This is a genomic window from Thermoplasmata archaeon, from assembly GCA_035532555.1.
Lineage (GTDB): Archaea > Thermoplasmatota > Thermoplasmata > Lutacidiplasmatales > UBA184 > Lutacidiplasma.
Window position 1 is genome coordinate 1 of the sequence record DATKQS010000016.1, and the last position, 13,949, is coordinate 13,949.

16 protein-coding genes and 1 rRNA gene are annotated in these 13,949 nt (G+C 68.4%); 12 read left to right on the forward strand and 5 right to left on the reverse strand.

All coding sequences use genetic code 11. From position 1 onward, the window contains the following. The 5 genes from VMV28_04060 to ribH form a co-directional block, all read left to right on the forward strand. Nucleotides 1-741: ribosomal RNA gene (locus tag VMV28_04060) — 16S ribosomal RNA — on the forward strand; the annotation flags it as partial. 147 nt (nt 742-888) lie between these two features. Beyond that, nucleotides 889-1,611: a 3,4-dihydroxy-2-butanone-4-phosphate synthase gene (gene ribB / locus VMV28_04065; GenBank protein ID HUZ79775.1), complete on the forward strand. Its 723-nt coding sequence runs from the start codon at nt 889-891 to the stop codon at nt 1,609-1,611. After that, nucleotides 1,599-2,039 carry an adenylyltransferase/cytidyltransferase family protein gene (locus VMV28_04070; protein HUZ79776.1) on the forward strand — a complete coding sequence of 147 codons (441 nt, stop codon included), beginning with the start codon at nt 1,599-1,601 and terminating at the stop codon, nt 2,037-2,039. Before ribB ends, VMV28_04070 begins: the two co-directional genes overlap by 13 nt. Next, nucleotides 2,036-2,509 carry a riboflavin synthase gene (gene ribC / locus VMV28_04075; protein HUZ79777.1) on the forward strand — a complete coding sequence of 158 codons (474 nt, stop codon included), beginning with the start codon at nt 2,036-2,038 and terminating at the stop codon, nt 2,507-2,509. The genes VMV28_04070 and ribC overlap by 4 nt, the downstream gene beginning before the upstream one ends. Before the next feature lie 47 nt (nt 2,510-2,556). After that, nucleotides 2,557-2,997 (forward strand): 6,7-dimethyl-8-ribityllumazine synthase, encoded by a 441-nt coding sequence (gene ribH, locus VMV28_04080; protein ID HUZ79778.1) that lies wholly within the window; start codon nt 2,557-2,559, stop codon nt 2,995-2,997. A gap of 37 nt (nt 2,998-3,034) precedes the next feature. On the opposite strand, the gene VMV28_04085 is transcribed toward ribH, so the two are convergent. Further along, a complete protein-coding gene (locus VMV28_04085) occupies nt 3,035-3,394 on the reverse strand; it encodes a hypothetical protein (protein ID HUZ79779.1) in 360 nt (119 codons plus the stop codon). Between the two features lie 183 nt (nt 3,395-3,577). Here VMV28_04085 and VMV28_04090 point away from each other — a divergent pair, with 183 nt between their 5' ends. From VMV28_04090 to VMV28_04105, 4 genes are read left to right on the forward strand one after another with little or no spacing between them, the layout of a single operon-like run. After that, the gene (locus VMV28_04090) at nt 3,578-4,315 is read left to right on the forward strand and encodes a biotin--[acetyl-CoA-carboxylase] ligase (protein HUZ79780.1); all 738 of its coding nucleotides are present in this window, start codon (nt 3,578-3,580) and stop codon (nt 4,313-4,315) included. Next, nucleotides 4,312-5,862 carry an acyl-CoA carboxylase subunit beta gene (locus VMV28_04095; protein HUZ79781.1) on the forward strand — a complete coding sequence of 517 codons (1,551 nt, stop codon included), beginning with the start codon at nt 4,312-4,314 and terminating at the stop codon, nt 5,860-5,862. The genes VMV28_04090 and VMV28_04095 overlap by 4 nt, the downstream gene beginning before the upstream one ends. A 23-nt stretch (nt 5,863-5,885) precedes the next feature. Continuing rightward, nucleotides 5,886-7,421 carry a pyruvate carboxylase subunit B gene (locus tag VMV28_04100; protein HUZ79782.1) on the forward strand — a complete coding sequence of 512 codons (1,536 nt, stop codon included), beginning with the start codon at nt 5,886-5,888 and terminating at the stop codon, nt 7,419-7,421. Continuing rightward, entirely contained in the window at nt 7,393-7,932 is a 540-nt protein-coding gene (locus VMV28_04105) for a biotin/lipoyl-containing protein (protein HUZ79783.1), read from the forward strand. Before VMV28_04100 ends, VMV28_04105 begins: the two co-directional genes overlap by 29 nt. Here VMV28_04105 and VMV28_04110 read toward each other — a convergent pair. Continuing rightward, nucleotides 7,929-8,261 (reverse strand): hypothetical protein, encoded by a 333-nt coding sequence (locus tag VMV28_04110; GenBank protein HUZ79784.1) that lies wholly within the window; start codon nt 8,259-8,261, stop codon nt 7,929-7,931. The two genes, VMV28_04105 and VMV28_04110, sit on opposite strands and share 4 nt — an antisense overlap. Before the next feature lie 15 nt (nt 8,262-8,276). Further along, entirely contained in the window at nt 8,277-8,645 is a 369-nt protein-coding gene (locus VMV28_04115) for a zinc ribbon domain-containing protein (GenBank protein ID HUZ79785.1), read from the reverse strand. A 127-nt stretch (nt 8,646-8,772) separates the two neighbouring features. Between VMV28_04115 and VMV28_04120 the strand changes: the two genes are divergently transcribed. The 3 genes from VMV28_04120 (at nt 8,773) to VMV28_04130 (ending at nt 12,774) form a co-directional block, all read left to right on the forward strand. Next, nucleotides 8,773-10,170, forward strand: a complete 1,398-nt coding sequence (locus tag VMV28_04120) for an RtcB family protein (protein ID HUZ79786.1) — start codon at nt 8,773-8,775, stop codon at nt 10,168-10,170. Between the two features lie 73 nt (nt 10,171-10,243). Beyond that, nucleotides 10,244-11,602 carry a site-2 protease family protein gene (locus VMV28_04125; GenBank protein HUZ79787.1) on the forward strand — a complete coding sequence of 453 codons (1,359 nt, stop codon included), beginning with the start codon at nt 10,244-10,246 and terminating at the stop codon, nt 11,600-11,602. Further along, nucleotides 11,575-12,774 (forward strand): hypothetical protein, encoded by a 1,200-nt coding sequence (locus VMV28_04130; GenBank protein ID HUZ79788.1) that lies wholly within the window; start codon nt 11,575-11,577, stop codon nt 12,772-12,774. Before VMV28_04125 ends, VMV28_04130 begins: the two co-directional genes overlap by 28 nt. On the opposite strand, the gene VMV28_04135 is transcribed toward VMV28_04130, so the two are convergent. Beyond that, nucleotides 12,698-13,363 (reverse strand): CDP-alcohol phosphatidyltransferase family protein, encoded by a 666-nt coding sequence (locus tag VMV28_04135; GenBank protein ID HUZ79789.1) that lies wholly within the window; start codon nt 13,361-13,363, stop codon nt 12,698-12,700. The two genes, VMV28_04130 and VMV28_04135, sit on opposite strands and share 77 nt — an antisense overlap. A gap of 10 nt (nt 13,364-13,373) precedes the next feature. Further along, nucleotides 13,374-13,943: an AAA family ATPase gene (locus VMV28_04140; protein HUZ79790.1), complete on the reverse strand. Its 570-nt coding sequence runs from the start codon at nt 13,941-13,943 to the stop codon at nt 13,374-13,376. Nucleotides 13,944-13,949: the final 6 nt, after the last annotated feature.

Here is a 13,949-nt window from a genome sequence, read left to right on the forward strand (position 1 = left end):
TACCCCGGTAGTCTAGGGTGTAAACGCTGCAGACTTGGTGTTGGGGGTCCTGCGTGGGCTCCCAGTGCCGGAGCGAAGGTGTTGAGTCTGCCGCTTGGGGAGTACGGTCGCAAGACTGAAACTTAAAGGAATTGGCGGGAGGGCACCGCAACGGGAGGAGCGTGCGGTTCAATTGGATTCAACGCCGGAAAACTCACCGGAGGCGACGGAGGGATGAAAGCCAGGCTGAAGACCTTGCCCGATTCTCCGAGAGGTGGTGCATGGCCGTCGTCAGTTCGTACCGTAAGGCGTTCTGTTAAGTCAGATAACGAACGAGACCCTCGCCGTTAGTCGCGATCTTACAAGCGATTGTAGGAGCACACTAGCGGGATCGCTGCCGTTAAGGCAGAGGAAGGAGAGGTCTACGGTAGGTCCGTATGCCCCGAATCTTCCGGGCAACACGCGCGCTACAAAGGTGGGGACAATGGGACCCGACCTCGAAAGGGGGAGGCAATCCTGAAACCCCATCGTAGTCTGGATCGAGGGCTGTAACTCGCCCTCGTGAAAATGGATTCCGTAGTAATCGCGGGTCAACATCCCGCGGTGAATGTGCCCCTGCTCTTTGCACACACCGCCCGTCAACTCATCCGAGTTGGGTCGGAGTGAGGGTGCCTCATCCGGGGCGCTCGAACTTCGGTTCAGCAAGGGGGAGTAAGTCGTAACAAGGTATCTGTAGGGGAACCTGCAGATGGATCACCTCCTAGAACGCCTTCTTCGGAAGGTCGTTCGAGAATGATCGCAACCTGCGTGACCGATACACTGCTGGTCTCCCTTCCCAAAGGGTCCATCAACCCATTTTCAGTTAGCTAAGCATTCTTTATTACCTACCACTTCTCGTTCGCCCTCGTGATGGGTCCTCCGCAGTCCCGCACTCTTTCGAAGGAGATCGTGGACGCCGGCGAGGCGCTCGCTCGAGGCGAGCCGATTCTGGTCTACGACGCTCCCGAGCGAGAAGGCGAGACCGACCTCATCTTCCTGTCCGAGCGAGCGACTCCCGAGCTGATCCACCTGGCCCGGCGGGACGCGGGTGGACTGATCTGCACGGCGATCTCCGAGGAGCTACGGCTACGGCTCGATCTCCCCTTCTTCTCCGACCTCCTCGCGAACGCGCAGAGCCGCTACCCGCTCTTGGCCTCGCTCGCCGAGGCCCCGCGGTACGACCGGCGCAGCGCCTTTGGCATCACGGTCAACCACCGGGCGAACTACACTGGGGTCAGCGACAACGAGCGAGCGCTCACGATCCGCACCATCGGAGAAATTGCGGCGAACGCGCGGGACCGTTCGGCCGAGGAGCTCCGTGACGAGTTCCGCGAGGCGTTCGTGTCGCCCGGTCACGTACCGTTGCTCTATGCGTCGCCGGGGCTCTTGCGGGAGCGAAAGGGCCATACGGAATTGGCCGTCTCGCTGCTGCGCATGACCGCACTTTCGGAATCGGCGACGGTCTGCGAGATGCTGGGGGACTCCGGCGGTGCCCGCTCCCCGATCGCGGCGCGAAGGTACGCGGACGACCACGGCTGGATCTTCCTCGAGGGAAACACCATCACTGAGGCCTGGCAGCAATGGTCCGCGTGATGGCCACGGGGGTCTTCGACCTCCTCCACCCCGGACACGTCTACTTCCTCTCCGAAGCGCGTAAGCTCGGAGACGAGCTCGTCGTCGTCGTCGCGCGGGACCAGACGGCGCGCCGGCTCAAGCACGAACCGTACGTCCCCGAGATGATCCGCCGGGAGATGGTCGAGGCCCTGAAGCCGGTCGACCGTGCCATCCTCGGCTCGACGACCGACATCTATCAGACGGTCGTCGAGGTCCACCCGGACCTGATCGCGCTCGGCCACGACCAGATGTTCAACGAGGCCGAGGTCGAACGCGAATGTGCCCGACGGGGGGTCCCCGCCAAGGTCGTTCGGGTCGGTCTCCTCCCCCACGACGACCTCGCGACCCGCAAGATCGTCGAGCGGATCCTCGAGCGGGCCCGCAGTTCCAAGGAGGCGAACGCGTGAAGCGGGTGGGGATCGCGGACACGACCTTCGCGCGCGTCGACATGGCCACCGCGGCGGTGCGCGCACTCCAGGGAGCCGGCACCGGATTCCGCATCGTGCGCCGCACCGTCCCTGGGATCAAGGATCTTCCCGTCGCCTGCCGTCGGCTCTTCCTCGAGGATCACGTCGATCTGTGCATCGCGCTCGGGATGCCCGGGAAGGCCGAGTACGACCGAACCTGCGCTCACGAAGCGTCGCTCGGACTGTTGTTCGCCGGGGTCCTCGAGGCGAAGCCGATCGTGGAGTGCTTCGTGTTCGAGGACGAGGCCGCGGACGGCCGGGAACTGGAGACGCTCGCTCGCCGACGCGCCGAGGAGCACGCGCTCAACGCCTACGCGCTGCTGTTCCGCTCGCAGGACCTGCGCCGACGTGCGGGCATGGGTCTGCGCCAGGGGTTCCCGGACGCGGGGCCGGCACGTCCCACACATTGAGCAGGAGTCACTGACGATCATCCAAATTAAGAACGGAGGAAACAACAATGGCAAAGAACACAGGAGCCGGAGCGGGAGTATGCATAGCGGTGGTCGCCAGCGAGTACAACTTCGACGTGACGTCGTCGATGGTCGAGCGGGCCAAGGAGGAGATCCGCTTCCTGGGCGCGACCCTCGGGCCGGTCGTCCGGACCCCCGGGGTCTACGACATCCCGCTCGCGGTCAAGGCGCTCTTCGCCCGGAAGGACGTCGACGCGGTGGTCGCGCTCGGAGCGGTCATCGAAGGGGAGACTCAGCACGACGAAGTGGTCATGAACCAAGCCGCGCGCAAGCTCGCCGATCTGTCGGTCGATTACGGCAAGCCGCTCGGCCTCGGGATCACGGGCCCCGGCGAAACGCGGCTGCAAGCTCAAGAGCGGATCGAGAACGCGGCGAACGCCGTCCGGGCCGTGGTCAAGATGGTCCAGCGACTGCGGGATCTCGACTGAGGTCCGGGGTCCCGTCGGGCGGCTCCGACGAATCGGGCTACAGGCCGAACCGGCTCCGCAGGAAGTCGTACGCCGTCTTCCCCTTCGACGTGTGGGGCGTGACGCGCAGCGGGGGATCGCCGGCCGCCGGGGCCCGCTTCTGGCGCAGCAGGGTCGCGATGAGGGCGTCGTGCCCCCACTCGACGGTGACATCCGGGTTCGCCGGAGTTCCGGCTTCGACCACGACGGTTCCCTTCTTGTCCACGGTGAGCGTGGCGGAGCCGGCGTCCGTGGCGAACGACCAGGTTTGAGGCAGATAGCCAACGATGAACATCCCCGCGAAGCTGGCGAGCCGCCCCTTCAGCTCCTTCTCGATACCCGGTGCGATCTCCTGTAGCGCGGGCAGTAGTTGGCTCATGGATCGGCCGGACCCGAAGCTCGACGAGGGATGACCGTAACGGGCGGTCTGGACCGGGAGCGGTCGATATCGGAGAGAGGGGGCGTCCGACGAGCGGCCGGGCCGCCGTACCCCACGGCCCACTCCTCGGGTACCCCAACCATTATGGGCCATGCATTTTCTCACGCGACCGGGAGGCCGTCGTTGGGTCCTCGCGAGCAGTACGCCACGATCCCGTCGACCCAGGATCGAGCGATCGAGCTCGCGCGAGCCGGGGCTTACGAGGGCACGCGCGTCGTGGCCCGGGCGCAGAGCGCCGGACGCGGACGGCTGGACCATACGTGGGAGTCGCCCCCCGGCGGGCTCTACCTCTCGCTCATCGCCCGCGCCCCGGAGGTTCACCGCTCGTTGGTCTCGCTCGCGATCGGAGCCGGTCTGCGGGAGGCGATCTCCGGCCGATTCGGTGTGCTCGCGTCCCTGAAATGGCCGAACGACCTTCTCGTCCCGACGCCGGGAGGCGCTCCGCGCAAGCTCTCCGGGATCCTCATCGATGAGGTCCCCTCCCCGACCCTCGGGCGGGCCGAGGTGGCAGGGATCGGCGTGAACGTGTCGCTCGATCGCGAGCAGCTGTCGGCGCCCCTGCGGGAGGCGACCGTCTCCCTCGGGGACTTCATGGACCCGCCTCCACCCCTGGAGGAGGTCGAGGAGGTGGTGGTGGATGCGGCTCTGCGTTCCATCCGGGAGCTCGATACGGAAGCCGGCGCGCAAGCGGCCCTCGCCCGGTGCCGTGCCGTCCTCTACGGGATTGGACACCGGGCGTGGGTCGATGGGGTGCCCACGGGCATCATCCAGGGGATCGGAGAGGACGGAGAGCTCTTTGTCTCCCAGGGCTCGGCCCAGTTCGCGATAAGGGCCGGAGACCTTCGGGTGGAAGAACCATGACGGAACCGTACGACCGGTGGAACGCGCTCAAACGGGAAGCCCGGGAAGGGGGCGGGCCGGAGCGGCTGGCAAAACATCGAGCGTCGGGCAAGCTCACCGCGCGCGAGCGACTGGAGTCGCTCTTCGACCCCGGGACGTTCACCGAGATCGACCCGTTCGTCACGCACCGGGTGCAGGGCTTTGGAATGGACGAGCGGATGGTCCCCGGCGATGGGGTGGTGACGGGCTGGGGAGAGATCGACGGTCGGCCGACCTGTGCGTTCTCCCAGGACGCGACGGTGTTCGGCGGCGCGCTGGGCGAGGCGCACGCGATGAAAATCGTCAAGATCATGGAGACTGCCCGAAGGGCCGGGGTGCCGATCATCGGGCTCGACGACTCCGGTGGCGCGCGCATCCAAGAGGGCGTGATGAGCCTCGCCGGGTACGGCGAGGTGTTCTTCCGAAATGTTCTATTGTCCGGCGTCGTCCCCCAGATCTCGGTGATCCTGGGTCCGTGCGCGGGCGGAGCGGTCTACTCCCCCGCGATCACCGACTTCGTCGTCATGGCCCGGGGCATGGGGCAGATGTTCATCACCGGCCCGGACGTCATCCGCACCGTCACGGGTGAGGAAGTCTCCGCGGAGGAGCTCGGCGGTGCGGAAACCCACGCCCGCGTCAGCGGGGTTTCCCACCTGACCGCGGCGAACGACCGGGAAGCGATCGCGCTGACCCGGCGGCTATTGTCCTACCTGCCCCTGAACAATCTGGAGGAGCCTCCGGCCGTTTCCACGGTCGATCCGCCGGCCACGGCCGCCCCCGAACTCGTGGGGATCGTGCCCGCGGATTCCAATGCTCCCTACGATGTCCATGCGGTCGTCGACCGGGTCATCGATCCGGGATCCTTCCTCGAGATCCAGCCCGAATGGGCGACGAACATCGTCGTCGGCTTCGGCCGGCTCGCGGGGCGATCGATCGGTCTCGTGGCCAACAACCCCGCCCAGCTCGCCGGGACGCTCGATATCCAAGCGTCGATCAAGGCCGCCCGATTCGTGCGGTTCTGCGATGCGTTCAATCTTCCGCTGGTGACACTCGTGGACGTACCCGGCTTCCTGCCGGGAACGGCCCAGGAGTTCGGCGGGATCATCCGCCACGGTGCGAAGCTGCTCTACGCCTACGCCGAGGCGACCGTCCCGATGATGACCGTCATCCTCCGCAAGGCCTACGGAGGGGCGTACGACGTCATGTGTTCCAAGCATCTCGGTGGTGACCTGAACCTCGCGTGGCCCACCGCCGAGATCGCGGTCATGGGCGCCGACGGGGCCGTCAACATCCTGTTCCGACGCCAGATCGACGCCGCTCCCGCCGACGCGCGCGAGAAGCTGCGGGCGGAGAAGGTCGGGGAATATCGGGAGGAGTTCCTTAACCCGTATCTCGCCGCGGATCGGGGATACATCGACGACGTGATCGACCCGGCGGAGACGCGGACCCGGCTCATCGCCGGGCTCAAGTTCCTCGCCTCGAAGCGCGAAGACCGACCACCGAAGAAGCACGGGAACGGGCCGCTATAGCCGTCCGCGGGAGGATTCGTCCGATGGTCGGCATCACCGAGACCGTGCTCCGCGATGGGCACCAGTCGCTGATCGCGACCCGGATGCGCACCCGCGACATGCTCCCGGCCGCCGAGCGGCTCGATGCGATCGGATACCACTCGCTCGAGATCTGGGGAGGCGCGACGTTCGACGTGTGCCTGCGCTTCCTGCACGAGGATCCCTGGGAGCGACTGCAGACCCTGAAGCGGGCGATGCCGAACACGCCATTGCAGATGCTCCTGCGCGGGCAGAACCTCGTCGGCTACCGCCACTACCCCGATGACCTCGTTCGCAAGTTCGTCGCCGAGTCCGCCCGACGAGGGATCGACATCTTCCGCGTCTTCGACGCGCTGAACGACCCGCGCAACATGGGAGTGGCGATCGACGCGGTCCGCAAGGCTGGGGGCCGGGCGCAGGGGACGATCTGCTACACGCAGTCGCCCGTCCACACGCTCCCGTCCTTCGTCCAGCTCGGCCGGGAGCTCGCCGCCCTCGGGGCGGAGGAGCTCTGCATCAAGGACATGGCCGGATTCATGCCGCCGGGCGACGCAGCGGCGCTCGTCCGGGCGCTCATCCGCGAGGTGGGTCTTCCGGTCGTGGTCCACACGCACTCCTCAAGCGGAATGTCGACCCTGACGTGCCTCGCGGCGGCCGAGGCCGGCGCGACGGTGGTCGACAGCGCGCTCGGCCCGTTCTCCGGCGGGGCCTCCCAGCCCCCGACCGAGGCGCTCGTCGGAGCCATGCGGGGCACGCCGCTCGATCCCAAGCTCGACCTCTCCGCCCTCGCCGATCTCTCCGAATACTTCCGCAAGGTCCTCGATCACTACCGGCCGCTGCTGAACCTGAGGAGCCTGCAGACCGACGGGGAGATCCTGCTCCACCAGGTCCCGGGTGGGATGCTCTCGAACCTCCTCTCGCAACTCCAGGAGCAGGACGCGCTCGCGCGACTGCCCGAGGTGTTCGCCGAGATCCCTCTGGTCCGACGTGATCTGGGCTACCCTCCCCTCGTGACCCCGACCAGCCAGATCGTTGGGATCCAAGCGGTGTTCAACGTCCTCGCCGGAACGCGCTACCAGACGATCACCCGCGAGGTCCGCGATTACGTCCGCGGGCTCTACGGCGCTCCCCCGGGGCCGATCGACGCCGACCTACGCCGCAAGGTCCTCGCCGACGCGGCTCCGATCCAGGGCCGGCCCGCGGACCTGCTCGCTCCCGAGTTCGATCGGGCCCTGCAGGAGGTGCGTGCGCTCGTCCCGGCCGCGGACGATGCGGAAGCGATATCGTACGCCGTCTTCCCGGCCGTGTACAAGGCCTACCGTGCCAGCCGCGATCGCGCCCTGACCGACGAGGCGCTCACGACCGCCGCGCTCGGGATCGTCGGTGCGCTCCGCGCCCGCCCTGCGAGCCTCGCCGTGCCCTCCTCTTTGCTTGCTCGAGAGGAGGCCGGCGGGATGAGCGCCTGGGCGCACGAGGGGCGCAGCCGGCTCCATTCCCAGCGGAGGTGGATCGATGCGAGTACGCGTCGCACGCGACGGTAAGGTAGAGGAGATCGACGTCGATCTCGCCGGCGCAACGGTCGAGCTCGGAGGTGCACGCCACCCATTCGTCGTCGTAGCCTCGTCGCCGATGAAGGTCGAGCTCGAGATCGCCGGTGAGCGAATCGTCGTCGAGCAGTGGCCGGAAGGCATGCCAATCCCACCGGGGCCGGTCGATGTGAACGGGGAACGATGGACGCTCTCGCGCGTCGAGACATCCGATCCTCGTCCGGCCGCCCGGGCGGCCGCTCCTCCTCCGCCAGCGCCCGCTCCCCCCGCGGCCGCGGAAGGGCCCGGGGTTCCCATCCTGCCTCCGATGCCCGGGAAGACGATCGAGGTGCGGGTCCAGAACGGAGACCATGTCACCAAGGGCCAGATCCTCCTGATCCTCGAGGCGATGAAGATGCGCAACGAGATCTCGAGCCCGACCGCGGGTCGAGTAGAACGCCTCCAGGTGCGTCCCGGCTCCAGCGTCCGCGCGCGCGAGCCGATGCTCTTCGTGGTCCCCGACTAGGGGGCCGGCGGGTCCTGCGTTCCCGCCTCCGGTCGCGGCGCGGTCTCGACGAGGGAGTCGAACAGGTCCGCCTCGATCACCGGGTCGTCGAACGCCTCCGGGGGAGGCATGGAAGCGGCCGGGTCGATCGCCGCCGGCGGCGCGACGGCCGCCGTGGCCGAGTACTCGGCCATGTACCACACCGCGAGGCCGATCGGGAGGAGGAGGAGCGCGAAGGAGTACAGTCCAAGCCCGATGCGGAAGCCCAGATAGATGACGCCGAACGTGAGCGCGGCGAGAAGGACGGCCATCGCCCAGTACGGGAGACGGCCGATCGTCAACCGCGTCATCGGGCGACCTCCCCTCTACGCAAGCCGCACCACCCGGCCGCACGCGGGGCAGACGGTGGTCCCCGTCGCGAGATGGGTCCCGCAGTAGATGCAGAACCCGATCCCCGAGGACGGGAGCGCAGTACCCGAGGAGGAGGGGGCATACTGGGCCGATCCCGACGCGGGCCCGAGCGGGGGACCGGCCGGGCGGATCTGACGGTGGCCGAAGGGCGTGTAAAAGATCACGAGGCTCGAGAACATCCAGATCAGGACCGCGTAGACCGCGATCGTCGCGAGGGAGGGCACGAGGAAGAAGATCGCGAGCGCGACCGCGACGACCGCGAAGTTGACGATGGTTAGAACGGCGCGCAGGTGCATCGGAGCGCTCCAGAACACCAGGGGCACCGGTGTACTTCTGTCTTTGTCCCTTCGGCGGCGCCTCGATGGCCTAAATAGCCGCCATCGCTCGCGCCGCGCCGTGGCGAAGGTTCCCCGATTGATCGCCCGCGACGAGTTCACCTACGAGATCCCGATGGACGAGGTCCCGGGGATGCGCGTCCCCGGGGTGCTCTTCTCGAACGAGGCGCTGCTCTCGGGGGTCGAAGGGGACCCATCCCTGATGCAACTAGCGAACGTCGCAACGCTTCCCGGCATCCAGCGCAACGCGCTCGCGATGCCGGACATCCACTTCGGCTACGGTTTCCCGGTGGGTGGGGTCGCGGCCTTCGACCTCGAAGAGGGAATCGTCTCTCCCGGAGGGATCGGCTACGACATCAATTGCGGCGTTCGGCTGCTCCGCACCTCGCTCACCACCGAGGAGGTCCGTCCCCGCCTCGGCGATCTCATGGATCGCCTGTACCGGGCGGTCCCGTCCGGGGTCGGTTCGAAGGGCGGGCGGCCGCTCAACCCGAGCGAGGTCGACGAGGTGCTGGCGGGCGGGGCCCGCTGGGCGGTCGAGCACGGACTTGGCCGGACCGAGGACCTCGAGGTCCAAGAGGAGGAGGGCCGCATGACGGACGCCGATCCTGCCGAGGTCAGCGACAACGCCCGCAAGCGCGGCTCGAAGCAGCTCGGGACTCTCGGATCCGGGAACCACTTCCTCGAGGTCCAGAGCGTCGATGAGCTGTTTTACCCGGAGTGCGCGCTAGCGCTCGGCTTGGAGCCGGGGCAGGTCACGGTCATGCTGCATACAGGCTCTCGCGGGCTCGGGCACCAGATCGCGACGGAGTACATCCAACGCATGGACGACCGCCTCGTCCGCGAGGGCACTCAGCTCGTCGACCGGCAGCTCTCGTGCGCCCCGGTCGCCTCGGACGACGGCCAGAGCTACCTCCGTGCCATGGCCGCGGGGGCGAACTTCGCGTGGGCGAACCGCCAGGCGATCACCCACGGCGTGCGCCGCGCCTTCTCCGAAACGTTCGGCCGTCCCGCCGAGGATATGGACCTCGCGGTCGTCTACGATATCGCGCACAACATCGCCAAGACCGAAACCCACCGCCTGGACGACGGCCCGAAGCGCGTGCTCGTCCACCGGAAGGGAGCGACCCGTGCCTTCCCCGCCGGACGCGAGGAAGTGCCGAGCGCCTACCGCCCGTTCGGTCAGCCGGTGCTCATCCCGGGAGATATGGGCACCGCGAGCTACGTCCTTGCCGGCCTTTCGACGTCGATGGACCGTTCGTTCGGCTCGTCCTGCCACGGTGCGGGCCGGCGTCTCAGCCGGCACGCCGCCAACCGGACCTTCCGCTACGAAGAGGTGACGCGCGCGCTGCGCGCGAAGGGCATCCAGGTCCGAGCCGCGACCCACGAGGGCGTGACCGAGGAGGCCCCCGGGGCGTACAAGGACGTGGAGAACGTCGTCCGGGTCGCGGAGGGCGCCGGTCTCACACGGCGCGTCGCCCGACTGGTCCCGCTCGGGGTCGTGAAGGGATGAACGGGGGGCGCTCTCACCGCGTCCTCGCGAGAGCTCATAAACGCAGGCCGGCTCCGAGGGCCCCGGAGCGTTCGTGACGTCGTTTTCCTTCAACGGCTACGAGATCGCGCTCCTGGTCGTTCTCGTCTACGGGCTCGCCGTCTACGGCCTGTACCGGGTCGGTTGGATCGGCAAGGACCGGACGATCGCGCTCTTCGGCCCCGCGCTGATGATCAAGACCCGACGCGGCCGGGCCTTCATCGATTGGGTCGGTCGGTCCCGCCGGTTCTGGACCGTAGCGAGCACGATCGGCGTCATCCTCGCAGCGATCGCGATGGTCGGCATGGTGATCCTGCTCCTCATCGATGCGATCTTGGCGTTCCATGAGACCGCCGCGCAGGCGCCCAGCGTCCAAGAGGCGCTCGGGATCCCCGGGATCAACCCGATCATCCCGCTCGGCTATGGGATCGTGGCGTTGATCATCGCCGTCGTGCTCCACGAGCTGTTCCACGGGTTCGTGGCCCGTTCTCAGAAGATCACCGTCAAGAGCCTGGGCATTCTCTGGTGCGTCATCCCCATCGGGGCGTTCGTCGAGCCGGAGGAGGCGGAGATGGTCGCCGCTCCCCGCATCCGCCGGGACCGGGTCGCCGCGGCCGGGGTCCTCGCGAACTTCATTCTCGCCGGGGTGCTCTTCGTGGTGGTATCGGCGATCGTCGCGGGGTCGGTCGTGCCGAACGCGAACGGGGTGGGCGTCGTTCAGATCTTCCCGAACTCGCCGGCCCAGAATGCGAGCCTCTCCGCCGGCGACATCATCACCGAGTTGAACGGCACGACGATCACGACGAACGCGCAGCTGTCGTCCGCGCTCAGCACCGCGCACCCCGGTCAGACCGTTCCATTACAGTACTACTCGAGCGGTCTTGGAACGACGGTGACGACCAACGTCACGCTCGCGCCGTTGTCGGCCTTCACCAATCAATCGTCCGACGCGCAGACGGCATTCCTCGGCGTCTACATCTCCTTCCTCACACCGGCGCAGCTCCAGGGCACGCTCGTCTGGCCGCCGGGCACGCCGTACGGAGGGTACCAGGGCACGGTCAACTGGCTCGTGCTCCCGATCGCCGGGCTCGAACCGATCAGCGGCTCGACCCAGAGTTTCTTCCACGTGACGGGGCCCCTCGCGGCCTTCGGACCCAGCTCGTTCTGGATCGGGCTGAACATCCTGTACTGGGTCGCCTGGATGAGCCTCCTCCTCGGCGCCTCGAACGCGCTTCCGCTGATCCCGCTCGACGGTGGGCTGCTCGTCCGAGATTTCATGGCGGCGTTCGCCTCGAGGGTGAAGAAAGCCTGGACCCCCGAGCGGGCCGAACGGTTCGGCGGGACGGCGGCCATTATCTCGACATTCGTCGTACTCATCCTGCTCGCATGGCAGTTCGTGATCCCCCGCCTCTAGCGGAATCGACGCTCTACGGGGAGTACCCCTTCCTCCCGGGGGCCGAAGCGCTCGCGGAGGAGATGGCCGTCTCGGTCCGGGGGCTCCTGGAGGACGGAGCGTTCGAGGTCTCCCGCGAGATCGGGCGGGCCCGGGTCCTCGCCGCCGCCGACGACCCCCGCGGGACCTCGACGATCGAGGAGCTCTCCCGCGCGGCTCCCGAGGTCCGGTTCTTGTCGTTCCTGTTCGCGCGCCTCGTGCTGTCGGCGGGGGCCTCGCCCGCCCCCCTTCGGCGGTGGGCCGTCGCCGAGTCGAAGCGCGCGCACGCCCGCCTGCGCTCGAGCTCCATCGAGGAGCTCGGCGAGGTCGCGCGCCGCCTCGGATACCCGATCACCGAGCTCGCATCCTCCGAGGTCGCCCTCTCCCTGACCGACTACGTTCGGCTCGCCGTGCCGATCCGAGACGCCGAGTTCCGCCTCGGGAGCCAGGACGTTCGGCACGGCCAGGTCGAGGTCTCCCGGGAGCGCGCCGCGCGCCTGCTCCAGGAGGCCGTACGAAGCGAGCTCGCCCGGCCGATGCCGATCGAGGAGGGGGCGCGGGCGGCCATCCGCGCCCGCGAAGCGGCCCTGCTCGAGGAGATCTCCCGGCGCGTTCCGCTGCCCGTCGCCCGCCCCGGAGCGAACACCGCGGAGCTGCGGCCGGATCGCTTCCCTCCCTGTATCCGCAAGATGCGCCGGTCGCTCGAGCACGGCGAGAACCTCTCCCACGCCGGGCGCTTCGCGCTCGCGGCCTTCTTGCACCGGGCCGGCGCGGATCTCGAGACGATCGTCGACGCCTACCGCGGCGCTCCGGACTTCGACGAGTCGATCACCCGCTACCAGATCGACCACATCACGCATCGAGATGGCGGAAAGGGATACGAGCCGCCGGAGTGCGCGACCCTGCGCACCCACGGGCTCTGCATCCGGGACGGCGATCCCACGGGCCCGACGCCCGTGGACCGCGCGCGCGATCCGCTCTGCTTCGAGCCGTTCCTGCGCCACCCGCTGCAATACTATCGGCTGCGCGGTGGGCGCGTCCTGGAGGGCGGAGAGGGCCAGGACGGGGGCGGGAGCCCTACGAGCCGCTCGGGGGAAGGCTCCGGTACAGGCTCCGCGCCCGGGCGTACGCCGTCCACTGACCGGCGACAATGAACCACACCAGCGCGACGTCGATCACGGTGAAGCCGACTCCGCCGAGGACGAAGTGCGACCAGGGAGCGCTCGGGGCCCATGGCCATGGGAGCGACCAGTCGAACTCCAAGAACGTCGCCACCGCGAGGATCACGAGCCGGTCCGAACGGGACAGGATGCCCGCATAGAGCCGGCCCTGGCCGACGGCTTGGGCTTGCGTGCCCATGTAGCTGACGAGCAGTAGGCTCACGAGCGCGAGGAGCGCGAGGAAGGGGTTCGCATATCCGGAGATCGCGATCCCGATGAGCAGGGCCACGTCGGAATACCGGTCGAGGACGTGATCGAGCACGTCCCCGCGCACGCTCATCGTGCCGTTGCGGCGGGCGACGTAGCCATCGAGCGCGTCGAAGAGCCCTCCGAGCAGGATCAGCGCCGAGACCGCGAGGAACAGATCGGGCGTGGTCCAGCGGACGGCCGCCGCCAGAACGGCCGCCGCGACGCAGAGGCCGAAGGCGAGCCAGCTCAGCGCGGCCGGGGTCCAACGGAGCCAGGGTCGGGCGAGCCACTCGAGGTAGCGGTCCGCCCTTCCTCGGTACGACTCGATGACCATGACGGGCCGGTTACGGACCGAGGCGCAAAAGCTCCTCGGTGACGGCCGGATCGGCGAGCCAGTCCACCCGGCCGTACCGGGAGGGTCCCCGGCGCGCGATGCGCCCGGCGACGCGCCGGGCGACCGCGTCGGGGTCGAGGCCGGTCGTGTCGATCTCCCACACGCAGCTCCCGGTCTCGATCGCCTCGAACAGGATCGCGTCCGTGGCTTCGGCGATGACGTTGTCCGCACGCTCCCGGGCCGAGCCCCGGCGGGCGCGAGCGAGTCGGCGCTCGAGCTCGAGGGGATGGCACCGCAGCACGATCGTGTCGCGGATCGGAAGGAGGTGCGCGAGGTGTCCGACGACGAGGTCGACGTCGGGCGGTTCTCGGCGCAGTCGCCGGGCGAGCCGAGGCAGGTCGACCGTGAACGAGCGCGGGCCCGTCCGGCGACCGAGGTCGAGGCGCACCGCGAGCTCACCGACCTCGATCGACCGCAGGCGGGAAGGGAGGCGCCGGGCGACCACGCTCTTGCCGGTCCCCGGCGTCCCGGTCAACGCGACGGGACCCCGACGCGCGCGCGTGCGGTGGGAGCGCGGCATGGCTCG

Excerpts from the sequence above, each read along its gene's own strand:
- ribH (HUZ79778.1), top strand. The coding sequence starts at position 2,557 with ATGGCAAAGAACACAGGAGCCGGAGCGGGAGTATGCATAGCGGTGGTC.
- VMV28_04105 (HUZ79783.1), top strand. The coding sequence starts at position 7,393 with ATGCGAGTACGCGTCGCACGCGACGGTAAGGTAGAGGAGATCGACGTC.
- VMV28_04135 (HUZ79789.1), bottom strand. The coding sequence starts at position 13,363 with ATGGTCATCGAGTCGTACCGAGGAAGGGCGGACCGCTACCTCGAGTGG.
- VMV28_04095 (HUZ79781.1), top strand. The coding sequence starts at position 4,312 with ATGACGGAACCGTACGACCGGTGGAACGCGCTCAAACGGGAAGCCCGG.
- VMV28_04085 (HUZ79779.1), bottom strand. The coding sequence starts at position 3,394 with ATGAGCCAACTACTGCCCGCGCTACAGGAGATCGCACCGGGTATCGAG.
- VMV28_04100 (HUZ79782.1), top strand. The coding sequence starts at position 5,886 with ATGGTCGGCATCACCGAGACCGTGCTCCGCGATGGGCACCAGTCGCTG.
- VMV28_04120 (HUZ79786.1), top strand. The coding sequence starts at position 8,773 with ATGGACGAGGTCCCGGGGATGCGCGTCCCCGGGGTGCTCTTCTCGAAC.
- VMV28_04110 (HUZ79784.1), bottom strand. The coding sequence starts at position 8,261 with ATGACGCGGTTGACGATCGGCCGTCTCCCGTACTGGGCGATGGCCGTC.
- VMV28_04140 (HUZ79790.1), bottom strand. The coding sequence starts at position 13,943 with ATGCCGCGCTCCCACCGCACGCGCGCGCGTCGGGGTCCCGTCGCGTTG.
- ribB (HUZ79775.1), top strand. The coding sequence starts at position 889 with ATGGGTCCTCCGCAGTCCCGCACTCTTTCGAAGGAGATCGTGGACGCC.
- VMV28_04070 (HUZ79776.1), top strand. The coding sequence starts at position 1,599 with ATGGTCCGCGTGATGGCCACGGGGGTCTTCGACCTCCTCCACCCCGGA.
- VMV28_04130 (HUZ79788.1), top strand. The coding sequence starts at position 11,575 with ATGGCAGTTCGTGATCCCCCGCCTCTAGCGGAATCGACGCTCTACGGG.